The following is a 22,525-nucleotide window of genomic DNA, read 5'->3' on the forward strand; positions in this document are numbered from 1 at the left end:
TAAGCTCTCCTATTATAATCCTATTTTAACACCAAAATTTAGACCTATTGGAATTGGAAAATTTCCATAATCAATCCCTGAAGCACCAGAACCACCCACTGCTGCAGTATTACCATTTACAACCGGATCCAAGCCAGAATAGTTAGTAATCAAGAATAAATCTGTGCCTGTAACAAAAACGCTTGCACTTTTAAAAAACTTCTGCTTGCTTAATACGGTTTGAGGTAATCTGTATTGAAGCGTAATATCTTTTAACCTTATCCAATTAATATTTTGCTCTATAAATAATTCTTCGCTTAACGTAGAATAATAAAGGTTTTGATAGAACGGTGTTACAGAGATATTATTAATTGTTGGATTACTACTATTTTCCCTACCATCCTGTAATACACCTGTTACAATTCGCGGTGTCATTCTATCAAGAGTCATCGTACTTAAGCCTTTTTGTGTAAGGTAATTTTGTGTTGCATTTAATACATCTCCACCTTTTCTAATATCCAATAAAAATGATAAAGCAAAGCTTTTGAAAGTAAATGTATTAGAAAGACCAATTGAGAAATCTGGTTGTCTATCATAACCCTTGCCTGGTCCTTGAATATAAACACTTGATCTTACAGGAAGCCCACTTGCTGGATTAATTAAAATATCTCCGTTATCATTTCTTAAGTAAAATGTGCCTGTTAATGATCTTGTTGAATAACCTGGTGAATTACCATTTCTTATACTTCCGTATAAGAATGTGTCGGATACATAAGATTCGGGAAGTGAATTTGGCAAACTTAAAACTGTCGCCTTAGCATGCTCAAAATTTACTAAGACATCCCAATTAAAGTTGTTTGATTTTATAGGTGTCCCTCTTACAGTTACTTCAATACCTTCGCTTCTTGTTTTAGCACCATTTAAGTTAAATAGTACATAACCCGTTGCATAACTTCCACGAATATCATTCACAATCTGGTCGGAAGTTTCCTTTCTGTAAACAGCCACATCTAAACCTAACCTATTATTAAAGAATGCTAACTCTGTTCCAAATTCATATGAACTAGCGAACTCTGGTTTTAGTGCTAAATTGGGTCCAGTAAAACCGTAACCAAAACCTCCACCGACTGTTGTTTTAGTTTCCAAAGATGGAACATACGCATAAGGTCTTGCATCTTTACCTACATTTGCAAATGCAGCTCTTAGCCTACCTGAGGTAAAAATTTTACTTAAGCTTTCTTTAAATGCAGGGACTTCGGTGAAAACAAAACTTCCAGATAAGGATGGATAAAAGAATGAATTTGCGCCGATGGGAATTGTTGATGTCCAATCATTTCTTCCAGTACCTGTAATGTATAAATAATCTTTATAGTTCAATGTCACCCTTCCAAATAAGCTAAAAAGTCTTCTTTGTGATATAGACGATTTTGCATTTCTAAGGGTTGTATTAGTATTATTAATTGAGATAAAGTTTGGATCTAGAAATCCCTCTCCGTATTGAGCATCAACAGATGATTTTAAATCCTGAATTGCATTACCTAAGGTTGCATCAATTGATAAGCCTTTAGTAATTTTTTGTTTGGTCAAGTTAAGCAAATTCTGAATATTGATATTTCTTGTGTTATCATTTGCAACATCCATAATACCTTGTTTACTAAATCCTCTCGAACTTTCGGGATGACTTAGCAAAAGGTTCTTGTTTGCGTAGACATCAAATCCAATATTTGATTTCAAATTTAGCCACTTTACTGGTGTTATTGTTAACCCAAAATTAGATGTAATCCTATTTTGTATTGAATTAATTTTATTTTTATTTACGTTGAAATACGGATTTTCAACTTCAGATGTTAAATCTGTTGCGGTAGCAAATTTTCTTCTAGTCCCTGCTGAGGTAAGATAATTTCTAGCATCGTCTTCCTGAGGCCATAGCAAAAGACCTATTAAAGGCCCTCCTGAACCTTTAAAAGGTTGATTATTTACAGCATAGGTATAATTCATACTTAAATCAACCTTTAACCAATTATTTACTTGTCCATTAGTAGATCCGTTCAATGTAAATCTATCATAATCAGAATTTGGCACTACACCATTTTGTGCTGTGTAAGAACTCGAGACTCTATAACTCACATCTTGTCCTCCACCATCAAAAGATATATTGTGTTTTTGGGTTAGTGCAGTTTGAAAAAATCCGTCGATGTTATCATATAAAACTGTCCCTGGTGCATAGGCAGGCCCGAAATATTGAAGCGTTCCTGCAGACGCAACTCCACCAGTTCCTAGGCCATATACACCTTGTATTTCTGGTTTTGCGCTTGTCTTCTCTATTCTGAAACTGTTACTGTAGTTTATTGAACCTTTTCCGGATTTGCCCCTTTTTGTGGTAATTACAATTGCGCCGTTTGCCGCATCTATACCATATAATGCTGCCGCTTCTGGTCCTTTCAGTACAACGAGACTTTCAATATCTTCAGGGTTTATATCTGCAGCTCTATTCGTAAAATCTACCCCCCTATTAGAAAATGCAGTTGTTGAACTATTATCAGAATAAAAGGCTGAAGTATTTAGAGTTTTATTATCAATTGGTAATCCATCTACAACAAATAAAGGCTGATTACTCCCACTAATTGAACTAACTCCTCTTATTGTTATTGAGGAAGATGCACCTGGAACACCAGATGAACTTGTAACTTCAACTCCTGCAATACGTCCTTGTAAAGCATTTATAAAGTTTTCACGCTGTGTATCCGCAATATCTTTCCCCTTCACCTCTTGCTGAGATGTTCCCAGAGATTTTCTTGAAACCTTTTGACCTAATGCAGTAACTACAACCTCATCTAGCGAATTCGCATCAGATTGTAAGGCCACATTAATCGTTGTATTTGCACCAACGCTTCTTTCTACCGTTGCATACCCAACGTAAGAAAACGTTAAAACATCTGTTTTCGATGCTTTAATGGAGTATGTACCATCTCCACTGGTTTGAGATACCACCGTGCTTCCTTTAACTTTAATAGAAACACCCGGTACTGGTCCGTCAGATGACGTAACCCTACCGGTAACGGTTATTTGTTGCGCAATGGCATGAGCCAGCAACAAAAACGTACCGATAAAAATTAAGAGTAACTTTTTTTTCATAAACTGCCAATAAGGTTAGTAAAATGTTTAGTTGTTAAGTTGTTAGTTTGTTTTTGCCAAAAAACACGCACAATACCGCACGTTTTTGAATATTAAGCTAATATCATAAATGTTTTTGAATAAAAGAACAAACAACTAACATTTTTATTTATAACCAACAGTATATAATTGCAGAAAACCGCAAAAACACGCACGATTTTGAAAATTATTTTTACATTCGTATAAACCAACTATTAATTTATGCTCAAAAAAGAACGGCACGACTTCATTATGCGCCAAATTAACCTTCATAACCGAGTATTAACATCTGATTTAGTTCAATTATTAAATGTTTCTGAAGATACAATTAGAAGAGATTTGCAAGAACTTGTTGATCAGGGGCGCCTTTTTAAGGTACATGGTGGTGCTTTATCGAAATCTTATCATTCCTCTTTTGATGACAGCACAGTTTATGCAAGAGATAGTAAAATCATCATTGCCAAGAAAGCAACCAGATTAATTAAAGATGGAATGGTTGTTTTAACCGGAGGTGGAACCACTATTTTGGAATTTGTAAAGCAACTTCCCGAAAGTATTCAAGCTACTTTTTTTACAATAAGCCCATTGGTGGCTGTAGAATTGGCGAAGTACAATAATATTGAGGTTATTTTAATCGGAGGGCTTTTCTCTAAAAATTCGCAGATTACGTATGGGGGTCATGTAATTACACAGCTTTCAGAAATTAAAGCAGATTTATGCTTAATGGGTACAAGTGCCATTCACCCTGAAGAAGGTTTAACCGATACCGATTGGGAAATTAACCAACTGAAAAAAGCAATGCTCGCTGCTTCAAAAAAATCTGCCGTGTTATGTATTTCAGAAAAATTGGATATCTCTTTAAGATTAAAAGTTTGCTCAATAGAAAGCATTAGCTACTTAGTAACAGAACTGGACGCAGCTGATGAAGCGTTATCCAGATATGTTGTAAAAGATTTGAATATCCTATAATTAAAAATGGTTCCGGCGTAAAGTCGGAACCATTTTTTTGTTTTAAAATGTCGGATCGGCTGGTGTATTCGGATTGTTATCACGTTCCTGAAAAGGATAAGGGAAGAAATTCCGTTTTCTATCCGTAAGTGGCTGAGAAAATCTTCTCATATCTTCGAGCTTTAAACCCGACATGTAAAGTTCTATACAACGATTTTTATAAATCAAATCTAATAGTTGTTGTTGTGTATAGGTTCCTGTTAAAGCAGGTAAGTTAGCGCCAACACCAAATGGATCTGCAGCAGCTGTTTTAGTAACCACTTTATTCAACTCTGTTAAAGCACTACTTAAATTTGGCGTAGCCTGACGAGCATAAGCTTCTGCTTTAATAAGTGTTATTTCTCCAGGTAAATAAACAGGGATTTGAGCAAAAGTAGCAGCGCCAAAACCATTAATGCGAACAGTTGTGTTAACTACAGTGTAAAATGGAATTCTGGCATCGTTAGCATCTGGTACATAAGCACCAGTTTGTCCTAAGCTTATATTTTTAGGTTGTACCACATTGTTGGTTGATGTTGCGATTTCGAAAATAGGATTCAAGTTCAATGCGTCATAAGTAAAGGTTGAACGCTTAGTTAAATCAACCAAATTAGCACTTGTTAATGCTAAAGGATAATTACCAGCAAATAACGCGTAACGGGCCTTTAGCGCATTCAATGTATTCGGAATATCAATACCTGATGGAATATTACTAAAAAATGCTGTACTTATAGGATTTGCTGAAATCACAGATAAAGCATTATCAATTACTGCAATTGCCTTGGTATAACCTTCTACCCTTGAAATAAAAGAAACATTTTGCCCAATGCTGGATGGTACTCTTTCCCAATATTCTGACAAGTTACCTAAAGCCAATGCTTTAAAAATACTGGCATGAGCAATTAATCCTGCAGCATAATTCTTATCTGGCAGGTTTGCGGCATTGCTAATTACATTGTCTGCATCGTAAATAATTTTGTTTGATGTAGCCCAAATGCTTAACAATACGGTATTGGTTCCATCCACCTGTACACCTCCGGCAACTAGTCTTTCTTCGTTTGTATTACCTGTATTGATCGAGATTAACTCATTGGTTGTTAATCCATTTAAGGTAATAGAAGCGTATAATACACCCGCCCTGGTGGTAGAATAATTTTTTTGCAATCCTACGGCAACACCGGTTAGTCCTTTGGCCGAAGTTAAGACATCGCCACTAGTAGCGGCATTTGGATTAAGGTATTCTTTAGTACAAGCAGCTAGAAATGTAACTGATGTAAGCAGAAATGCATACCCTATATATTTTGATTTCAAATTTTTCATAACAATTAAGTTTTAATATTAGAATCTTGCTTGTAAACCTAAAGAGAAAGTACGCGGAATTGGCACAGAACCAAAATCGATATTTCTTAAGATGGTAGATTGCCCACCAGAGTTTAACTCAGGGTCGTAACCTTTGTAATTATCCCAAGAAAATAAGTTTCTCCCGCTTAAATTAACTGTTAAATTTTTAATAAACTTCACTTGCCCAATACTATAGCTTAATGAAACCTCTCTTAATTTAACAAATGAACCGTCATCGATTCTCCATTCTTCTACATTATAAACACCAGCTACATAACCTCTAGGCAACTGTCCAAGTTGTTCTGCTTCTGCAACCTTTCCGTTTCCAACACCTTGACGGGTTCTCCAGTCGGCATTCCAAACATCACCACCTTGTACTGCATCTAATTGTATGTGCAAGCTTAACTTTTTATAGGTAAAATCATTTACGAATGACCCTGTGTAATCTGGATTAGGATCGCCTAATACTTTACGTAAAACTGTGCCAGAAGGCTGTCCGTTAGTTCTTTGCGTTTCAAATTCAGTTGCTGATCTTTGTACCCCTCTTTCTGTTTGTGGAATTCCCTGAGCATTTAATAATAAACTTCCATCAGGATTTCTGGCGAAGAAGGTTCCATAAAATACACCAACGGGATAGCCATCAGTTATAGAAACTGGTGCACCAGCATTAGTAGAAATTAACCTTTGTGCTCCAGAGCCAACAATTTTATTTCTATTTCTATTAAAAATAACCGTTGTTGTCCAAGAAAAATCTTGTGTTTTTAATGGTACGCCGGTAAGCATCAATTCGATACCCTTATTTTTAAGCTTTCCGCCAATATTATCTAATAGACTAGAGAAACCGGTTGTTGGTGCAATTACGACACCTAAAAGTAAATCCTTAACGCTTTTATCATAGTAACTAAATGTTAAGCCTAAACGATTGTTAAAAAACGACATATCTGTACCAACCTCTAGCTCTTGCTGACGCTCTGGCTTTACATTAGCATTTGCCAATGTTGTTGGCGAGGTTAATGATGTTTTGCTATTTAATGCACTTGGTGTGTAAACATTAAAACGATCGTAAGCACCAATACCGGTTAAATTACCCGATTGTCCGTAAGCTGCTCTTAGTTTAAAAGCATTCCACCATGATGAAACACCTAGGTTTTTCCAGTAATCTGCAGATGATAAAACATAACTAACATTTGCTTTTGGATAAAATTGAGTTCTATTGTCTTCACCAAAAACGGTTGATTGATCTACCCGGATTGCTCCCGTTACAAATAAGTGATCTTTATATTTAAAATTTTGTTGTAAGTATGCACCACTAATTGAGAATTCAGAACGGCTATCAACATTCGGCAAAACGGTACTAGCACCATTTACAACTTCTACAAAAGGGGCCAAACCACGACCATTTAAAAGGCTGTAAAGATCTTTCTGATATTGATATGAACCACCTAACTGTGTTGTAGAGCTTAATAATTCAGAGATTTTAGTATCGTAAGTAAAATTCAACTCGTTATTAAATAACGTAGTTGTAGCATTTGCTGCACTTGCATAACCATTTAGGGATGGATCTAAAGTTGGCCCACCACCATAAAAACCAGTACTTACATTGTATGCAAACGGAGGTATGTACGTTGTTCCATTTTGGATAGAATTATCAACGCCCATGGTGTAATCAATGGTAAGATTTTTTATCGGGTTAAGTTTTAAACCTGTATTTGCAATAATTCTATTGGTAAACTGGCGCTGTTTAATATCTTCAATAACAGATACCGGATTAACTCGCCCACGTTCACCAACAGCTTTTAAGTTACCTAAAATATCTCTGGTAAATAAATCATGAAAGTTACCGATAATGGTTACCGAATTCATAGGCGAGAAGAATGAATTTCCATCTGGTTTTTCATTCGCATCGCTATGTACATAATTAAATCCTGCGGTTAATTTAGCCCATTTATTAAGTTTCTGATCTAAATTGGCTCTAAAATTCATTCTCGTAAAATCTGTATTTTTTATTATCCCTTGATTATAGAAATAACCTGCAGATGTATAAAATTTTGTATCATCATTACCTCCAGATACAGATATTGAATTATCGCTACCAACGCCAGTATGAAAAATATAATCTTGATAGTTATACCTTGTAACTGGTGTTGTTGTAGTAAGCGTTGGGGTTAAAACATCTTGTGTTACCAAATCAACAGAGCCGCCAAATTTAGTAGGCGATTGATTTACTTCTATTTCTTTTCGCAACTCGCTTATGGTTAAGCTTGTGTTAAAACTAATTTGCGGGGTTCCTGTTTTACCTCGTTTGGTAAAAATCTGAATTACACCAGCATTAGCCCTCGAACCATAAATTGCAGCAGCTGCCGCACCATTCAAAACCTCTATATGATCGATATCGGCCGGACTTATATCCACCATTCTGTTCTGCCCAATGCTACCCACAAAGTTTCCACCATCATAATTTCCTGATGTATTTGTAACACGAGTGGTAGAGTTGTTTACAATTACCCCATCAATAATATAAAGTGGCTCTGATGATGAATTTACAGAACTAACACCTCGTAAACGCACAGAAATTCCTCCAGCCGGGTCGCCTGAATTCTGACTAATTTGCGCACCTGGTGTTTTACCTTGTAACGATGCCAATGCATTTCCACTTGGTGCTTTATTTAGATCATCACCTTTTACGGTACTTACATAGCTACCCAATTGTTTACGGGTTGTTCCTTGAGATGTACCTGTAACGATAACCTCATCTAAACCAACAGCATCGGCACCTAAAGCTCCGTTTATTTGAATTTGGTCGCTACTGCTTAAATTGGCTGTTTGAGTTAAGGTTTTATACCCTACATAGGATATTTGAACCTGATATTTGCCTGCAGCTAAATCAACCGCGAAACTATACATTCCGTTTGTGTTTGTACTGGTTGTTAAAGTTGTGTTTAATATTTTAACAACTGCCCCTGGAATTGGATCTTTTGTTGAGCCATCAGTCACCTTTCCACTAATGGTGTAGCGTTTGGTTTGGGCCTGTGCCATTTCTGTATGTAAGAGCAACAGAAATGGGATCATCAGAATTACAAGAAATCTTGATAACCATTTTTGGTAAATTTTTTCCATAAAATAAGGATTTTAGTAAAGATTAGGATTGGAAACAAATTTAGCAAAATAGCGCACAATCAACATGTTTTATTCTGGTAAACTTATTTTTCCCATACAAATTGAAGGTACTCCTTGCCTTTCTCCAAAGTTAATTGGGTTTCCGCATAGCGTTTCGTTGGCTAAAACCGCAAAAAGCACAGCTTCTTTCGCATCAGGATTGATATTTAAATCATCAGTTGTAAGAAAAGTAGAATGAGGCAACTTAGCTTTCAAAAGGCTAACCAATAAAGGGTTATGCATACCACCTCCACTCATAAATACCTGTGCCGCAGCATCATTTCCAAAACATTTCTTAATCGCATTTGAAATGGTTTCAGCAGAAAAATGACAAAGTGTGGCCATCACATCTTCTTTACTAATCTCTTCTGTTGATGATTTCTGCTGGGCTTTTACCAGATATTCAAGATTAAACAATTCAGGGCCTGTGGTTTTTGGGAAACCGCCTTCAAAGAAATCACAATTAAGCAATGCATTTAATAATTTTTCATTTAATTTACCCGATAAAGCAATTTCCGCATTTTTATCATAAAATAAATTGAAATGCTGCTGAATGTATTGATCCATTAAGGTATTCCCCGGGCCAACATCAGTAGAAAAAATTTCACTAACGCTTAGTGTTCCTGGCAAATAGGTAAAATTAGCTATCCCGCCAATATTAAGCATTATTCTGTCTTCGCCCTTTTTTGAGAAAATCAGGTAATCGCCATAAACAGCCAGTGGGGCACCTTCACCTCCCGCAGCCAGATGCTTCTGCCTGAAATCGGATAAAGTAATAATACCTGTTTTTACCGCAATATGGTCTCCATCACCAATCTGTAAAGTACCGTTAGGATAATCCTCTATTTTATGTAATGATTTGGGCGCATGAAATATTGTTTGTCCGTGGCTTGCTATAAAATCAATATCCTTAGATTTATAGCCCCATTCCCGTAAAGCGTTGTTAATCAATTCGGCATGAACATTAGCAATGTGTTCATTCATTAGGCAAACCAATTGTAAATCAACCTCTCTTGTAGAAAAAACGGCTTTTATTTTTGTACGAAAATCGTCCGTATAATCCCCTGTCTTAAATTTAATAACTTTGATATCTGTTTCTGCACCGGCTCCCTTTACTTTGCAAAGCGCTATATCCAAACCATCCATCGATGTGCCGCTCATAAGGCCGATAATTAATCGTTCATTTTTTTGGGCCTTATTATACAATTTTAGAATCTGGCTGTTCATATCTATATTTTTTTTAAAACGATCAAACGTTTGTTTGTATGCTAAAACAGGATACAAAGGAAGTAATTGCAATAAAAGTAAATAACCTTTGTTAAAAACCGGGCATATCTTTCTATATTTACTGCTCCGTACATTAAAATCCATATAAAAAAAATGGCAAGATTGAATCTACTGGAGGAGACACGCTTTGAAAAACTACCCGTTAGTGTGTTCGAAAATCCTAAAATTGCTTCTGTAAATGTTGCGCACCGCATTGCAGAACTAATCAAAACAAAACAAGCAAATAATGCACCTGCAGTACTGGGTTTAGCAACAGGTGTTACGCCTATTGCAGTGTATTCCGAATTGGTTCGGCTTCACAAAGAAGAAGGCTTGAGCTTTAAGAACGTAATTACTTTCAATTTGGATGAATATTATCCAATGCAGCCAAATGCGGCGCAGAGTTATGTTACGTTTATGAACGAAAACCTCTTCGATCATATCGATATTGATAAGAACAATATCCATATACCAGACGGCACATTACCTTTGGAAGATATTCCTGCTTTCTGTTTAGATTATGAGAAAAAAATTGGCGATTTAGGCGGATTAGACATTCAGATTTTGGGTATCGGCCGTACAGGTCACATTGGTTTTAACGAACCAGGTTCTGCGCCGAACTCAGGAACACGGTTGGTAACATTAGACGATTTAACCCGACGTGATGCTGCACGCGATTTCGGTGGAAAAACTTTTGTTCCTACAAAAGCGATTACAATGGGCATTGGTACCATTTTTAAAGCCCGCGAAATTATTTTAATGGCATGGAGCCGTAAAAAAGCTTCAATTATAAAGAAAGCGGTTGAAGGTGAAATATCAGGAGATGTTCCAGCAACTTATTTACAGTTATCAGAACATGTAGAGTTTATTTTAGATGCCCCCGCTGCATCAGATTTAACAAGATTTGATACGCCTTGGCTGGTTAAAGATTGTGTTTGGACTGATTCATTAATACGTAAAGCCGTAATATGGTTAGCAAACACCCTTAAAAAACCAATATTAAAATTAACCGAAGACGATTACAACAATAATGGTATGGCACAACTGGCCACGGAAAAAGGACCGGTTTACAATATCAATATTCATATCTTTAATAAATTACAGCATACAATTACAGGTTGGCCAGGTGGTAAACCAAATGCTGATGACTCTCAGCGTCCGGAACGAGCAGAACCTGCCAAAAAGCGTGTAATTATTTTTTCTCCTCATCCAGATGATGACGTGATTTCGATGGGTGGAACTTTTATTCGCCTTGTCGATCAGAAACATGATGTTCATGTTGCCTATCAAACTTCTGGTAACACTGCCGTTTGGGATGATGATGCTTTACGTTTTGTAGAATTTAACGTAGATTTTACTGAAAAAATGGGAATGGATAATACTCATCTGAAAGAACTTTATAATAAGATGAGAACTTTCATTGAGCAGAAAAAACCAAACCAGGTAGATACACCTGAAATTCAAACCGTTAAAGGTTTAATAAGAAAGGGCGAGGCAATTGCCGGTGCTCGTTATTGCGGGCTAGATGATGATCACATTCACTTTCAGGCGCTACCCTTTTACGAAAGTGGTAAAAATCAAAAAAACCCGGTTACAAATGCAGATATTCAGCTAACCATAGAACTGTTACAGCAAGTAAAGCCTCAACAGGTTTTTGCTGCCGGAGATTTTGAAGATCCTCATGGCACACACATTGTTTGCTTTAATATTATTCTTGCAGCTTTAACAGAATTACGTAAAACCGAAGACTGGGCTAAAGATTGCTGGCTATGGATGTACCGAGGTGCGTGGCACGAATTCGAAACCCATGAAATTGAAATGGCTGTGCCAATTAGTCCGCAGGAGTTAGAGCGTAAAAAATATGCTATTTTTAAACATCAGAGTCAAAAAGACAGAGCTGTTTTTCCTGGTGATGATTCAAGAGAATTTTGGCAAAGAGCAGAAGACCGTAATCGCGATACCGCCAAAGCCTATGATGATTTAGGTTTAGCCGAATACGAAGCAATGGAAGCCTTTGTTAGGTGGAAGTTTTAACATACTTGCTAAATTTACGAAGTCTGAATAGCCAAGTGCAGAGATGGCTTCGTAAGTTTCTAAGCGCATAACCAATAGCCTACCTGTAACCTTACGAAGTCTTAACAGCCAAGCGCAGAGAAGACTTCGTAAGGTTCTTACCACATTTTCCCTATTTAATTTAATATCCACGTTCGGTATGAAAATAGAGGAAAATCAATATTACCATGTTTATAATCGTGGCAATAATAAAAACCTAATCTTTTTTGAAGAAAGCAACTATCAATACTTTCTCAATCAATTCAAAAAATATGTATTGCCTTAAGTTGAGGTTTATGCATATTGCTTAATGCCCAATCATTTTCATTTATTTTTAAAAGTAAATGATAAGTTAAACTTCGATAAGGGCATTAAAAACTTTTATATTTCTTATTCAAAGTCTATAAATAAATCATTTGACAGAGTTGGGAGTTTATTTCAGGGAAGATATAAGGCTAAAAAGATAAATAATGATAACCATTACACTGCAATTATTACCTACATACACAACAATCAGGTTGAGGCTGGATTGGCAGCAAAACCAGAAGATTATAAATATTCATCCTACAATACATATCTGCTAAACAAACCTACCGTAATAAATAAGGCGGAAGTTTTAGAATGGTTTATGAACCTGGGTGCGTTTGTTGAAGCGCATAAAATAGCCAAAACGTAAACAGACCAATAGCCAACCTGCAAACTTATAAAGTCTAAAAGGCGAAGAGCAGAGGAGACTTAGTAAGTTTCTGCTATCGTATTTCTATTTTCAAAAACAATATTCTAAATTAGTTTCTCAATTTAAGCCATCCCAATAATGACCCAACCACAACAACGTTTACTTTCTCTTGATTTTTTTAGAGGATTAACAGTAGCCGCCATGATTTTAGTTAACAATCCAGGCAGTTGGAGCCATATTTATGCACCATTAGAGCATGCGGAATGGAATGGTTGTACACCAACCGATTTAGTTTTTCCATTTTTTCTTTGGATAGTTGGTGTTTCAATAGCCTTTGCCATGAGTAGTAGTAAAGCAGATCCATCAACCCATAAAAAGACAATTATAAAAGCAATAAAACGCGGTCTGATTCTCTACTTCTTAGGCTTCTTTTTAGCCATTTTTGGAAAGATCCTAAACGACCCTGCTAACGCATTACAAACAGTTAGGCTATTGGGTGTTCTTCAGCGCATAGGTATAGTCTTTATAATCAGCAGCATTATTTTTTTAAAAAATTCTCAAAAAACAATCTTCAAAACGCTAATCGTAATTCTGGCTGTTTATTGGGCTTTAATGACATTTGTTCCCGTTCCAGGAGTAGGTTACCCGAACATGGAAAAAGAAACCAATTTAGCAGCTTGGGTTGACAGAGGAATTCTTACTGAAGCACACACATGGGCTTCATCAAAAACATGGGATCCTGAAGGCGTTCTTAGCACATTACCTGCCGTTGGCACATGCTTATTCGGTATTTTGGTTGGCATTTGGATGCGTAGAAAAGATATAGATAACCCAACAAAAGTGGCTTGGCTATTTAGTACTGGTATTGCGGCTATTATTTTAGGATTACTTTGGGATTTACAATTCCCCATTAATAAAGCACTTTGGACAAGCTCCTACGTTTTGTATGCCGGAGGTCTTGCATCAGTAGCTTTAGCACTGTGTTATTGGATAATTGATGTACAGGGTTACAAAAAGTTTACTACCCCATTTGTTGTTTATGGTGTAAATGCAATTACCGTATTTTTTCTTGCTGGCTTAATGCCTAGAGTGCTTAATCTTATTGAAGTTACAAAACCCGATGGAACAAAAGCAGGGATTTTAGTTCGATTTTACGAAACCTGCTATATGCCCTTTTTTACACCCATAAACGCTTCCTTGATTTGGGCGATAACTTATGTACTTGGGTTTTATATTCTTCTTTATTTCATGTACAAAAAGAACATCATTATCAAAGTTTAGTTATTCTTTTGTTAAAGGAATTTCCACACCTACAGGTCCACTTGGGTCACTTTCATTTTTAAGTCTATCTAACGCAGTTACCAGATAGCTGTATCTTTTTCCGCTTTCGGCAGCGGTATCAATAAAAGTAAGGTAGTCTTCAAAACTAATTCTTAAAATATTTTTCGGATTAAGAACCGATATTTCCTCTCCTTCAGCAAATCTATAAATAACAAAGCCCGAAGCAGTTTCTCCATCTTTAGCCTTTAAAGGCATTAACCATTTTAAATGTACTCCATCCTTCAAAGCATCAGCAGTTAAGGATTGAGGTTGGTTTGGTGGCGTTTCATCTAACCATGGCATTTGAGGAGGTAAAGCTGGGTATTTATAAAGATCCGTTTTTAATGAGTCGCCAACTGCTCTGGCAACCGTACTTAATGATTTTGATGAAAAGAAAACACTTCCCTGAATTCTGGTATTTTCTCTTATTTTTCTAATTTGATTAGGGATTTCTGAAAGATTTCTCCATGCCATCTCTGCCCTCGAATTAACTAAATAAGCGCCTTGCCCAATGTAAACATGCCTTCCATAAGCATTATTGCTCCACCAATCTAAAAGCACACCAAAAGGCGCAACTTTCCTTGTAAAGGTAAAATAAATTTGAGGGTTGATATAATCTACCCAACCTTCTTTTATCCATTTTCGGCTATCAGCATAAAGCTCGGCATAATTAGAAAGACCGCTACTTGCAGAACCTTCAGCATCTTCGTATTTATTACGCCAAATACCAAAAGGACTGATGCCAAACTTAACATACTTTTTATAGTGATGAACGCTATCATCGACCATTTTAATTAATAGATCTACATTGTTTCTTCGCCAATCTTTAATATTTGAAAAGTTATTGGGGTTTTTATAAAATGTATCTCCATCATTAATTCTTTGCCCTTCAATAGGGTAAGGATAAAAATAATCATCAAAATGAATTCCATCAACATCGTAGTTTTTTACAACATCTAAAATTACCTGAGTAATATATTCTCTAACCTCTGGAATGCCCGGGTCGAACTGCTTTTTACCTCCATAAATAAAAAACCATTCAGGATGTTTTCTTGTGATATGATCTGCGCTCAATGTAGTAACACTATTAACACTTGCCCGATAAGGATTAAACCATGCGTGCAACTCCATTCCCCTGAAATGAGCTTCTTTTACCGCAAAGTCTAAAGGGTCGTAACCCGCAGCAGGTGCTAAACCTTGTTTACCCATAAGCCATTGGCTCCATGGCTCTCTTCCTTTTCCATAAAAAGCATCTGCAGCGGGCCTAACCTGTAACATGATTGCATTAATTCCTTGTACCTTGTGTTTTTCTAAAATACCAATGAACTCTTGTTTTTGCTGATCTACTGATAAACCAGGTCTTGAAGGCCAATCGATATTAGACAAAGTGGCTATCCAAACCCCTCTAAACTCTCTTTTTGGTGCAATTTTTGATGTTGGTTGTGCATTTGATATATAAGGTAGTATAATTAAAGATAAAAGTGCGTATAGAAAGTTTTTAAGCATTATTTCTGTCTGTTTTTTTATTAGAGATGTAAAGTTGTTTAAATTATAATACAATTTGAACATTAGCAAGTAAACGATTTTTTTTAAAAACTTATACAAGTTTTTAAAAAATTTAAATTGCTATTACGTTTTTTATACCTAATTGTGTTACCATTTACCTATGAAGACATAAAGTATATTAAACCGAAACGAACTGAGCATTATTAAAAATGGAATCAAAAAAAATTAATAAAGGCGATAGAAACAAGATTTACTTCCTGATAATTGTAATCGCTGCATTAATTGGTACAAACGGATATTTATTTTTTAAAGACCGACAGCAAGGAGAAAGACTTGTTACCGTTAGTACAGAAAAAGACAAATTAAGATTAGAAGTTGAGAAGATTGAAGTAGAGCTTGACAAAGTAAATGCACTTAATCTTGATTTAAATGAAAAATTATTAGGCGAACAAAAGTTAGCCCGGGAGAAGATTGCAGAGCTTAAACTTTCACTAGAAAAAGGCAAAATCACGCAGTCTGAATTAGATAAAGCACAAACCCAAATAGACGAGTTAAAGGTTTTTATAAAAAATTATAATGATCAGGTAACGCAACTTCAAAAAGAAAATATCTTTTTAAAATCTACCAAAGATAGTCTTGAAAATTCTGTTAGAAATGCTAATGATAAAGCCGCCAATTTGGCTAATGAAAACTCAAGCCTAAATGCTAAAGTAAGAAAAGCTGCTGCTCTAAAGGTTCAAAAAGCAGAAATTATAGCATATAGAACGAAATCAAGAGGCAAGAAAATTAAAGTAACAAAATCTTCTACAGCAGAAAAATTAAGCATTCGATTTAATGTTACAGCGAATGAACTAGCGGAAAAAGGTCACCACAACATTTTCTTAAGAGTATTTGATCCTGCGGGAAACCTACTTGCTGATGAAAGCAATCGCTTTGAAGCCGACGGACAAGAAATGCAGTTTAGCCATTCGGTTTTTATAGATTATAATAACGATAATAGTACCTATACAATTGACTGGGCTAACCCAAAACCTTACATTAAAGGGATTTACACAGTTATTTTATATACCGATGGTACAGCAATGGGGAAAGCTCAGATAGAACTGAAATAAATCTCCAATGCTATATTAATGGAAAATTTAGGTAAAATGTTGTTCCCTTCCCAATTACCGAAGTAAATGAAACATTCCCTCCTGCATTTTCTATTGCCTGTTTTACAAAAGCCAAACCTAAACCTGTACCCGATGTTTTGGTTGTAAAATTTGGAACAAATATTTTATCGTGTAAAATTAAAGGAATACCTTTCCCATTGTCTTTAATTTCTATGTAGGCATTTTTATTATCATTATACACCAAAACGTTTATTAAACACTGGCACTCTTCTTCACTTGCTTCAATAGCATTTTTAAATAAATTATTGAAAGTTCGAAGAAGCTGGTCTCTGTCGGCCTGGATGTGAACATTAATTTCCGACCTGTTTACAACATTTATCTCAACTTTTTCAATGCTTTTGAATACTTCTCTAGCCTGTTCAATTACGGGCAATACAGCTATTTGTTCCAGCTTTGTATCGGGCATTTTAGCAAAGTTAGAAAATTCAGAAGCGATTTTGGAAAGACTATCTATTTGCTCGATAAATGATTTACTGAATTTATTGAACTTTAGTTCGAAGTTAGGATCTTGCTCTTTCCACGATTTTTCTAATAATTGCACACCCAGCTTTAGTGGTGTTAAAGGATTCTTAATTTCATGAGCCACCTGCTTTGCCATTTCCCTCCAGGCACTTTCCCTTTCCGAGCGTGCTAATTTAGTCGCACTATCTTCTAAAGCGGCGATCATGCTATTATATTCCTTTATTAACGAACCAATTTCATCATGACGACGCCAAACAATGGGTTCATTTCTTTGCCCAATTTTTGTTTTGCTAATGCTTTCCTGAATAAAGGTTAAAGGACTCGTAATCTGATTGGCTAAGAAAACTGCTAAAACGCCTATTGCCACAAAAACTAAAGCATAAATATTTATAAGGTTACTTACAAAGAGAGCGATTTTATCTTTGTATTCATCCTCGTTAGAATAGTTGGGTAAACCAATGTAAGCGATGGTTTTATTTTGGGCATTTCTTATGGGTGCATAAGCAGCTGCATAAGTTAGATTACCAATTTTTTCATCTTGATTGATAAATTCTGAACGTTGTAAACCATTTAAGTTTAAATAAGCCATCGGTCCCATTTTACGCCCTATAATTTTAAAGTTATAAAGCTTAGGGTAGGTTGTCATAATAACATCGCCATTTGTATCATACAGCGTTAAATCCGCATTATTAATATCGGCGAAGTTATTAAAGTCGGCTACAGCATTTTCATCAGTACTTATTTTCCCCTCATTAAAAACTTGTTTCTCAAAATTCTGCTGTACTTTTCTAATATTATCTTTAATTAAAACATCTTGCTGACCTCGGTACTCATTGTTCATATACCAATAGGTGGTCCAGCCTACCACGAGCAAAGTGGCCACAACAGTTAAAATAATCGAAACCTGAATACGTGTTTTATAGAGTATTTTATTTGCATTAATCATTAAAGAACGATTGATGCTAAACCAACCAACCCTATCATCATCAAGATTTTTTACAAGCCAAACTAAACCATAAAGTATAATACTAAAAAGTATAAAAACCAGAAAGAAAAAGGAAAGAGCGGCAAGTCTTTCAACATAACCAACCTTTTCTTTACTGATAATAACCATTTTACGTTCGCTTGGCTTAAAAATTAAGTGGTTGTAACTTTGTGATACTTCATTGGCAGTAACAAAATCATTTACTTTTCCTTTAAAGCCACTTCCGTTTAGGGGATAGGTGTATGCACCAGATTGATTGAGCAATTTCTCATCATTATAAAGCGCAATAGAATAGCCCTTAAATTCTTCGTCTTTACTATATTTCTGCTCTGCCAGCAAATCAGGAAGCCGATTGTTGTAGTTATACGGCTTAGAACGCAATTCTATAATTAGTGTACCAAGTAAAATATTGTCTTTAATTACGGGTACAATCCCAAAATAATCTTGATAACCAAATGTATTATTTACCTGATAAAAGAAATTAGAAGCTTCTATTTTAATGGATCCTGATTCTACTAATCTTTTGTATTTTTCTATAGGTTGTGCTTCTAGGTTACTTATCGCCGTTTCAAATTTGTTATAATCGTAAATGTTATAATCGTAGCGATTCAAATATCCATCTAAATAATCTTTTAAGTGATTTTTTAAAACCGCAAAATTGGCCTTGCCTGAATTTGTAAAGTATTTAACCAAAAATTCATCTTCAAGCAATTGCCTTTCCAATTTACTCAGTGCAATAATTGCATTTGGATCTTCTGTAGATTGTACTTTCCTGGCAAGCAATTCGCGTTCACTTCTTTCTTTAATATCTTTATACTTAATGTATTTTATGGAAGTGTTGAATGCTAAACAGAAAAAAAGAATGGAAAGCAAGCCAACTGAAAAATGTCTATTTTTTATGTAAGATATTCTTCCAACAATAAAAAGAACCAAAGCATACACTATAAAAAATGCGGTAAAATCGGTTAAAACCTTGTATATAAAAACACCTGCAAATCCTGTTAAAAATAAAATTACACGCTCTTTATTGGTAACATTAAGTTGTTTGGATATTTCAATAAATACAACTGTAGTTAAATAAATCTGAAACCAAACCAAGCATAAAATAACAATGCTTACCCAGCTATTCCCACTCAATTTAAGGATGTTTATGATATCGAAATTTATTTTAGAATTATTAATTAATCCGAAAAATAAATCATCAACAAAGAATGCTACAGCGGAAATATGAATAAGCAAAAGCACATGAATGAACAAGCCAATCGGTTTACTTTGCTTTATCCAATCAGGAAATTTATATTGATCTTTATGATTGTAAACAAATAAAAGCCACCAAGTGCCCGCAAAAACGTTCATTAAAAAATCTCCTAATGAGGGTATGAGATCGCTGTTTGCATAAATTTTTGGGTCGAAAAGTTCTAAAGGAAAATGATGGTTAAACCAGCCAAAACTTACATCGGTTAATCTACCAATTAAAAAGAATGCAAAAAACAATAAGCTAGCCCAAACCAAATAACCTTTCCTTGCGATGTACGAGCATAAAGAATTAAAAAACATACATATACACAAAATGCCAGCGACAAATAGCCAGACTTGTGTATCAGAATAATAATCATCGGCATAGCCTGGCTTAACTTTTAATCCGAAGAGAAAAATATTTTCGCGGCTTTTGATAGAGTAAATATCTTTATCGTTATACGAGGAAACAGTTATAATTTTCGAATCGGATAGTAAACCATCCATATCGTTCTTAAAATATTTATTTTCAGGAACGGCATAATGAGATTGAATGGAGATTAAAAAAAGTAGCGTGAAGTCTTTATCCGTTTTTTTTATGACTTCATAATCTCCATTTGATAAATAAATAACAGATTTACCTTCCTTAATTGATGCAGGATTAATATCTGAAACTCTTATCGTGCTCCAATATTTAAGCTTGTTGTTTTGAAAAGTTTGGAGGTTTATGCCAATCGGGCGATACTTTTTTAAGAAGTCGAGCGCTGGTTGCGCATCTAGGTGATACCTTTTTGCTGCAGCAATTTCTTTTTTATTAGATAGGAAATCATCAACAATTTTTTCTTTGGATAAAAGGTTTTCCTGAACCTTTTTTGCATCCCGCTCTAAAAGTTCTTCCTTATTCGTAAATCTGCTTAAAGAAATGGAGGTTGCAATAAGGCAGCAACCCAAAACAAATAATAGAAATCTTATTTTTACACCAAAGCTCAATTTCATCCGTTTGATAAAGATATTAAATATTGGCGAAAGATAATTGCTACATCACAAATCGAACTACATGTATTTTTTTAATTTTGAGCTAATTGATTATTCATTCAATAGGCCCAAAACTACATGCAGTACAGTAATATATATGTGTGGCAAGTATGTAAATTATGCTAATGTAGCGCTACTTGTTGCAACTTCTCTGCTAACTTTTTTTACTAAGCCTTGTAAAACATTACCCGGACCAACTTCTACAAAATCCGTTGCACCATCTGCCAACATGTGTTCTACAGTTTGTGTCCACCTTACAGCACCCGTTAATTGCTTAATCAGATTTTCTTTAATTTGTACTGGGCTGGTATATGGTTTTGCATCAACATTTTGGTAAACCGGACAAACTGGAGTAGTAATGTTTGTAGCCTCAATTGCAGCTTGCAATTCTATTTTAGCAGGCTCCATTAGTGGCGAATGAAAAGCACCACCAACATTCAATTTTAATGCTCTTTTTGCACCAGCTTCAGTAAGCTTTGCACAAGCTATATCGATTCCTTCAATACTACCTGAAATAACCAATTGCCCAGGGCAGTTGTAATTTGCCGGAACAACTACTGCATCAATTTCTGCGCAAATTTTTTCAACTACATCATCAGCCAAGCCTAAAATTGCGGCCATAGTAGAAGGTTGCGCTTTGCAGGCTTTTTGCATTGCGTTAGCACGTGCAATAACCAATTTAAATCCATCTTCAAAACTTAGAGCATTAGCAGAGACCAATGCAGAAAATTCGCCTAAAGAGTGGCCAGCAACCATATCAGGTTTAAAATCATCACCTAAAACTTTAGCCAAAATTACAGAATGCAAAAATATTGCAGGCTGAGTTACATTTGTTTGCTTTAGTTCTTCATCAGTTCCACCAAACATAATATCGCTTATTCTAAAACCAATAATTTCATTTGCCTTTTCAAATAATTCTGCTGCTTTTGGGTTTTCATAAAGATCTTTACCCATTCCAACAAATTGTGCTCCCTGACCAGGAAAAATATATGCTTTCATTAAATTCTAATTTGTCAACTATTGTTATGCTTTAGCATTTCGCTTTATCGCCCAATCTTGATACTTTGCTACTTTTTACTTTATACTATTTTAATCCAAACTTGCTGTAATAAGCCTTAAAAACTCTGCTCTTGTTTTATCATTACTCAAAAAACTACCCGTAAATGCAGAAGTTGTTGTAACCGAGTTTTGCTTTTGTACTCCACGCATGGCCATACATAAATGCCTGCATTCTATCACTACAGCAACACCTTTTGGCTGTAACGTATTTTGAATGCAATCTCTAATTTCGTTGGTTAATCGCTCTTGAACCTGTAAACGACGGGCAAAAGCATCAACTACGCGAGGGATTTTACTTAAACCAACGATATGACCATTTGGAATATAAGCAATATGGGCTTTACCAAAAAAGGGCAACATGTGGTGTTCGCACATCGAATACACTTCAATATCTTTAACCACTACCATCTGGCTATAATCTTCTTCAAACATAGCCGATTTTAAGATTTCATCGGGTTTTAGATCGTATCCATGCGTTAAATACTGCAAAGCTTTTGCAACACGTTCAGGCGTTTTTAATAAGCCTTCACGCTCGGGATCTTCACCTAACTGACTTAAAATATCTTTATAATGTGTTGCTACAGCCTCGATTTTGGATTCGTTATAACGATCTATTTTTACATAGCCGCCACTCGATTCGCCTTTTAAAATGTCTTTTCCCATTAAGTTTAGCCTAAGTATTCAACAAAATTATTCTCCGTTTCGTAAATTTTAACGCTGTGTAAAATGGCACCACTTTCTGCAATTGGCGCATATAATTGCTCCCACACTGCAATTGCAAGATTTTCTGTTGATGCTAATTTGCCTTTCATAAAATCTACATCAAGATTTAAATTTTTATGATCTACTTTATCTACAACGTAAGTATTCATTACGTCTTTTAACCATTTTAAATCAACTAAAAACCCTGTTTCTGGATCAACTTCACCTTTTACGGTCACATACAACCAATAATTATGGCCATGCCAATTTGGGTTTGCACACTTGCCATAAAAAGCGTTATTTTTTTCATCATCCCAATCTGGTCGGGCTAGTTTATGCGCTGCATTAAATGATGCTTTTCTTGTTATGTAAATCATTATTATAAAAATAGACTGCAAATATACGTTTAATGGTTAAACACTAAAGAAAGGATAAATT

14 protein-coding genes and 1 pseudogene are annotated in these 22,525 nt (G+C 35.4%); 6 read left to right on the top strand and 9 right to left on the bottom strand.

The genetic code is table 11. The features are described 5' to 3' along the window. Positions 1-12: 12 nt before the first annotated feature. On the bottom strand, positions 13-3,114 hold the full coding sequence (locus IEV50_RS11925; protein WP_188414528.1) for a SusC/RagA family TonB-linked outer membrane protein: 3,102 nt from the start codon (positions 3,112-3,114) through the stop codon (positions 13-15). A gap of 240 nt (positions 3,115-3,354) precedes the next feature. On the opposite strand from IEV50_RS11925, the gene IEV50_RS11930 reads away from it, so the two are divergent. Next, entirely contained in the window at positions 3,355-4,101 is a 747-nt protein-coding gene (locus tag IEV50_RS11930) for a DeoR/GlpR family DNA-binding transcription regulator (protein WP_188414530.1), read from the top strand. Between the two features lie 42 nt (positions 4,102-4,143). Here the strand turns inward: IEV50_RS11930 and IEV50_RS11935 are convergent, their stop codons facing one another. The 3 genes from IEV50_RS11935 to IEV50_RS11945 form a co-directional block, all read right to left on the bottom strand. After that, positions 4,144-5,439 (bottom strand): RagB/SusD family nutrient uptake outer membrane protein, encoded by a 1,296-nt coding sequence (locus IEV50_RS11935; RefSeq protein ID WP_188414538.1) that lies wholly within the window; start codon positions 5,437-5,439, stop codon positions 4,144-4,146. 18 nt (positions 5,440-5,457) lie between these two features. Further along, on the bottom strand, positions 5,458-8,577 hold the full coding sequence (locus tag IEV50_RS11940) for a SusC/RagA family TonB-linked outer membrane protein (protein ID WP_188414543.1): 3,120 nt from the start codon (positions 8,575-8,577) through the stop codon (positions 5,458-5,460). A gap of 69 nt (positions 8,578-8,646) precedes the next feature. Further along, on the bottom strand, positions 8,647-9,843 hold the full coding sequence (locus IEV50_RS11945; RefSeq protein ID WP_188414853.1) for an anhydro-N-acetylmuramic acid kinase: 1,197 nt from the start codon (positions 9,841-9,843) through the stop codon (positions 8,647-8,649). A gap of 153 nt (positions 9,844-9,996) precedes the next feature. Between IEV50_RS11945 and nagB the strand changes: the two genes are divergently transcribed. The 4 genes and pseudogenes from nagB (at position 9,997) to IEV50_RS11960 (ending at position 13,891) form a co-directional block, all read left to right on the top strand. Then, positions 9,997-11,916 (top strand): glucosamine-6-phosphate deaminase, encoded by a 1,920-nt coding sequence (gene nagB / locus IEV50_RS11950; protein WP_188414545.1) that lies wholly within the window; start codon positions 9,997-9,999, stop codon positions 11,914-11,916. Positions 11,917-12,094: 178 nt separating this feature from the next. Continuing rightward, positions 12,095-12,220, top strand: coding sequence for a hypothetical protein (locus IEV50_RS19765; RefSeq protein ID WP_262890410.1), 126 nt, complete (start codon positions 12,095-12,097; stop codon positions 12,218-12,220). A 12-nt stretch (positions 12,221-12,232) separates the two neighbouring features. Further along, positions 12,233-12,610 (top strand): annotated as a pseudogene (locus IEV50_RS11955) (transposase); the annotation flags it as partial. Positions 12,611-12,748: 138 nt separating this feature from the next. Further along, positions 12,749-13,891 (top strand): acyltransferase family protein, encoded by a 1,143-nt coding sequence (locus IEV50_RS11960; protein WP_188414555.1) that lies wholly within the window; start codon positions 12,749-12,751, stop codon positions 13,889-13,891. Here IEV50_RS11960 and IEV50_RS11965 read toward each other — a convergent pair whose 3' ends face one another. After that, positions 13,892-15,436, bottom strand: a complete 1,545-nt coding sequence (locus IEV50_RS11965; RefSeq protein ID WP_188414557.1) for a glycoside hydrolase family 10-like protein — start codon at positions 15,434-15,436, stop codon at positions 13,892-13,894. A gap of 209 nt (positions 15,437-15,645) precedes the next feature. Here IEV50_RS11965 and IEV50_RS11970 point away from each other — a divergent pair, with 209 nt between their 5' ends. After that, entirely contained in the window at positions 15,646-16,548 is a 903-nt protein-coding gene (locus IEV50_RS11970; RefSeq protein WP_188414559.1) for a DUF8428 domain-containing protein, read from the top strand. A gap of 10 nt (positions 16,549-16,558) precedes the next feature. On the opposite strand, the gene IEV50_RS11975 is transcribed toward IEV50_RS11970, so the two are convergent. The 4 genes from IEV50_RS11975 to IEV50_RS11990 all read right to left on the bottom strand — a co-directional run bounded on the left by IEV50_RS11975 (position 16,559) and on the right by IEV50_RS11990 (position 22,464). Beyond that, positions 16,559-20,287 (bottom strand): sensor histidine kinase, encoded by a 3,729-nt coding sequence (locus tag IEV50_RS11975; RefSeq protein WP_188414561.1) that lies wholly within the window; start codon positions 20,285-20,287, stop codon positions 16,559-16,561. Positions 20,288-20,443: 156 nt separating this feature from the next. Further along, the gene (fabD, locus tag IEV50_RS11980; RefSeq protein WP_188414563.1) at positions 20,444-21,325 is read right to left on the bottom strand and encodes an ACP S-malonyltransferase; all 882 of its coding nucleotides are present in this window, start codon (positions 21,323-21,325) and stop codon (positions 20,444-20,446) included. A 90-nt stretch (positions 21,326-21,415) separates the two neighbouring features. Further along, positions 21,416-22,048, bottom strand: coding sequence for a GTP cyclohydrolase I FolE (gene folE, locus IEV50_RS11985; protein WP_188414565.1), 633 nt, complete (start codon positions 22,046-22,048; stop codon positions 21,416-21,418). Positions 22,049-22,053: 5 nt separating this feature from the next. Further along, positions 22,054-22,464 carry a 6-pyruvoyl trahydropterin synthase family protein gene (locus IEV50_RS11990; protein ID WP_188414567.1) on the bottom strand — a complete coding sequence of 137 codons (411 nt, stop codon included), beginning with the start codon at positions 22,462-22,464 and terminating at the stop codon, positions 22,054-22,056. Positions 22,465-22,525 lie beyond the last annotated feature (61 nt).

The sequence above is a fragment of the Pedobacter mendelii genome, from assembly GCF_014635725.1.
GTDB lineage: Bacteria > Bacteroidota > Bacteroidia > Sphingobacteriales > Sphingobacteriaceae > Pedobacter > Pedobacter mendelii.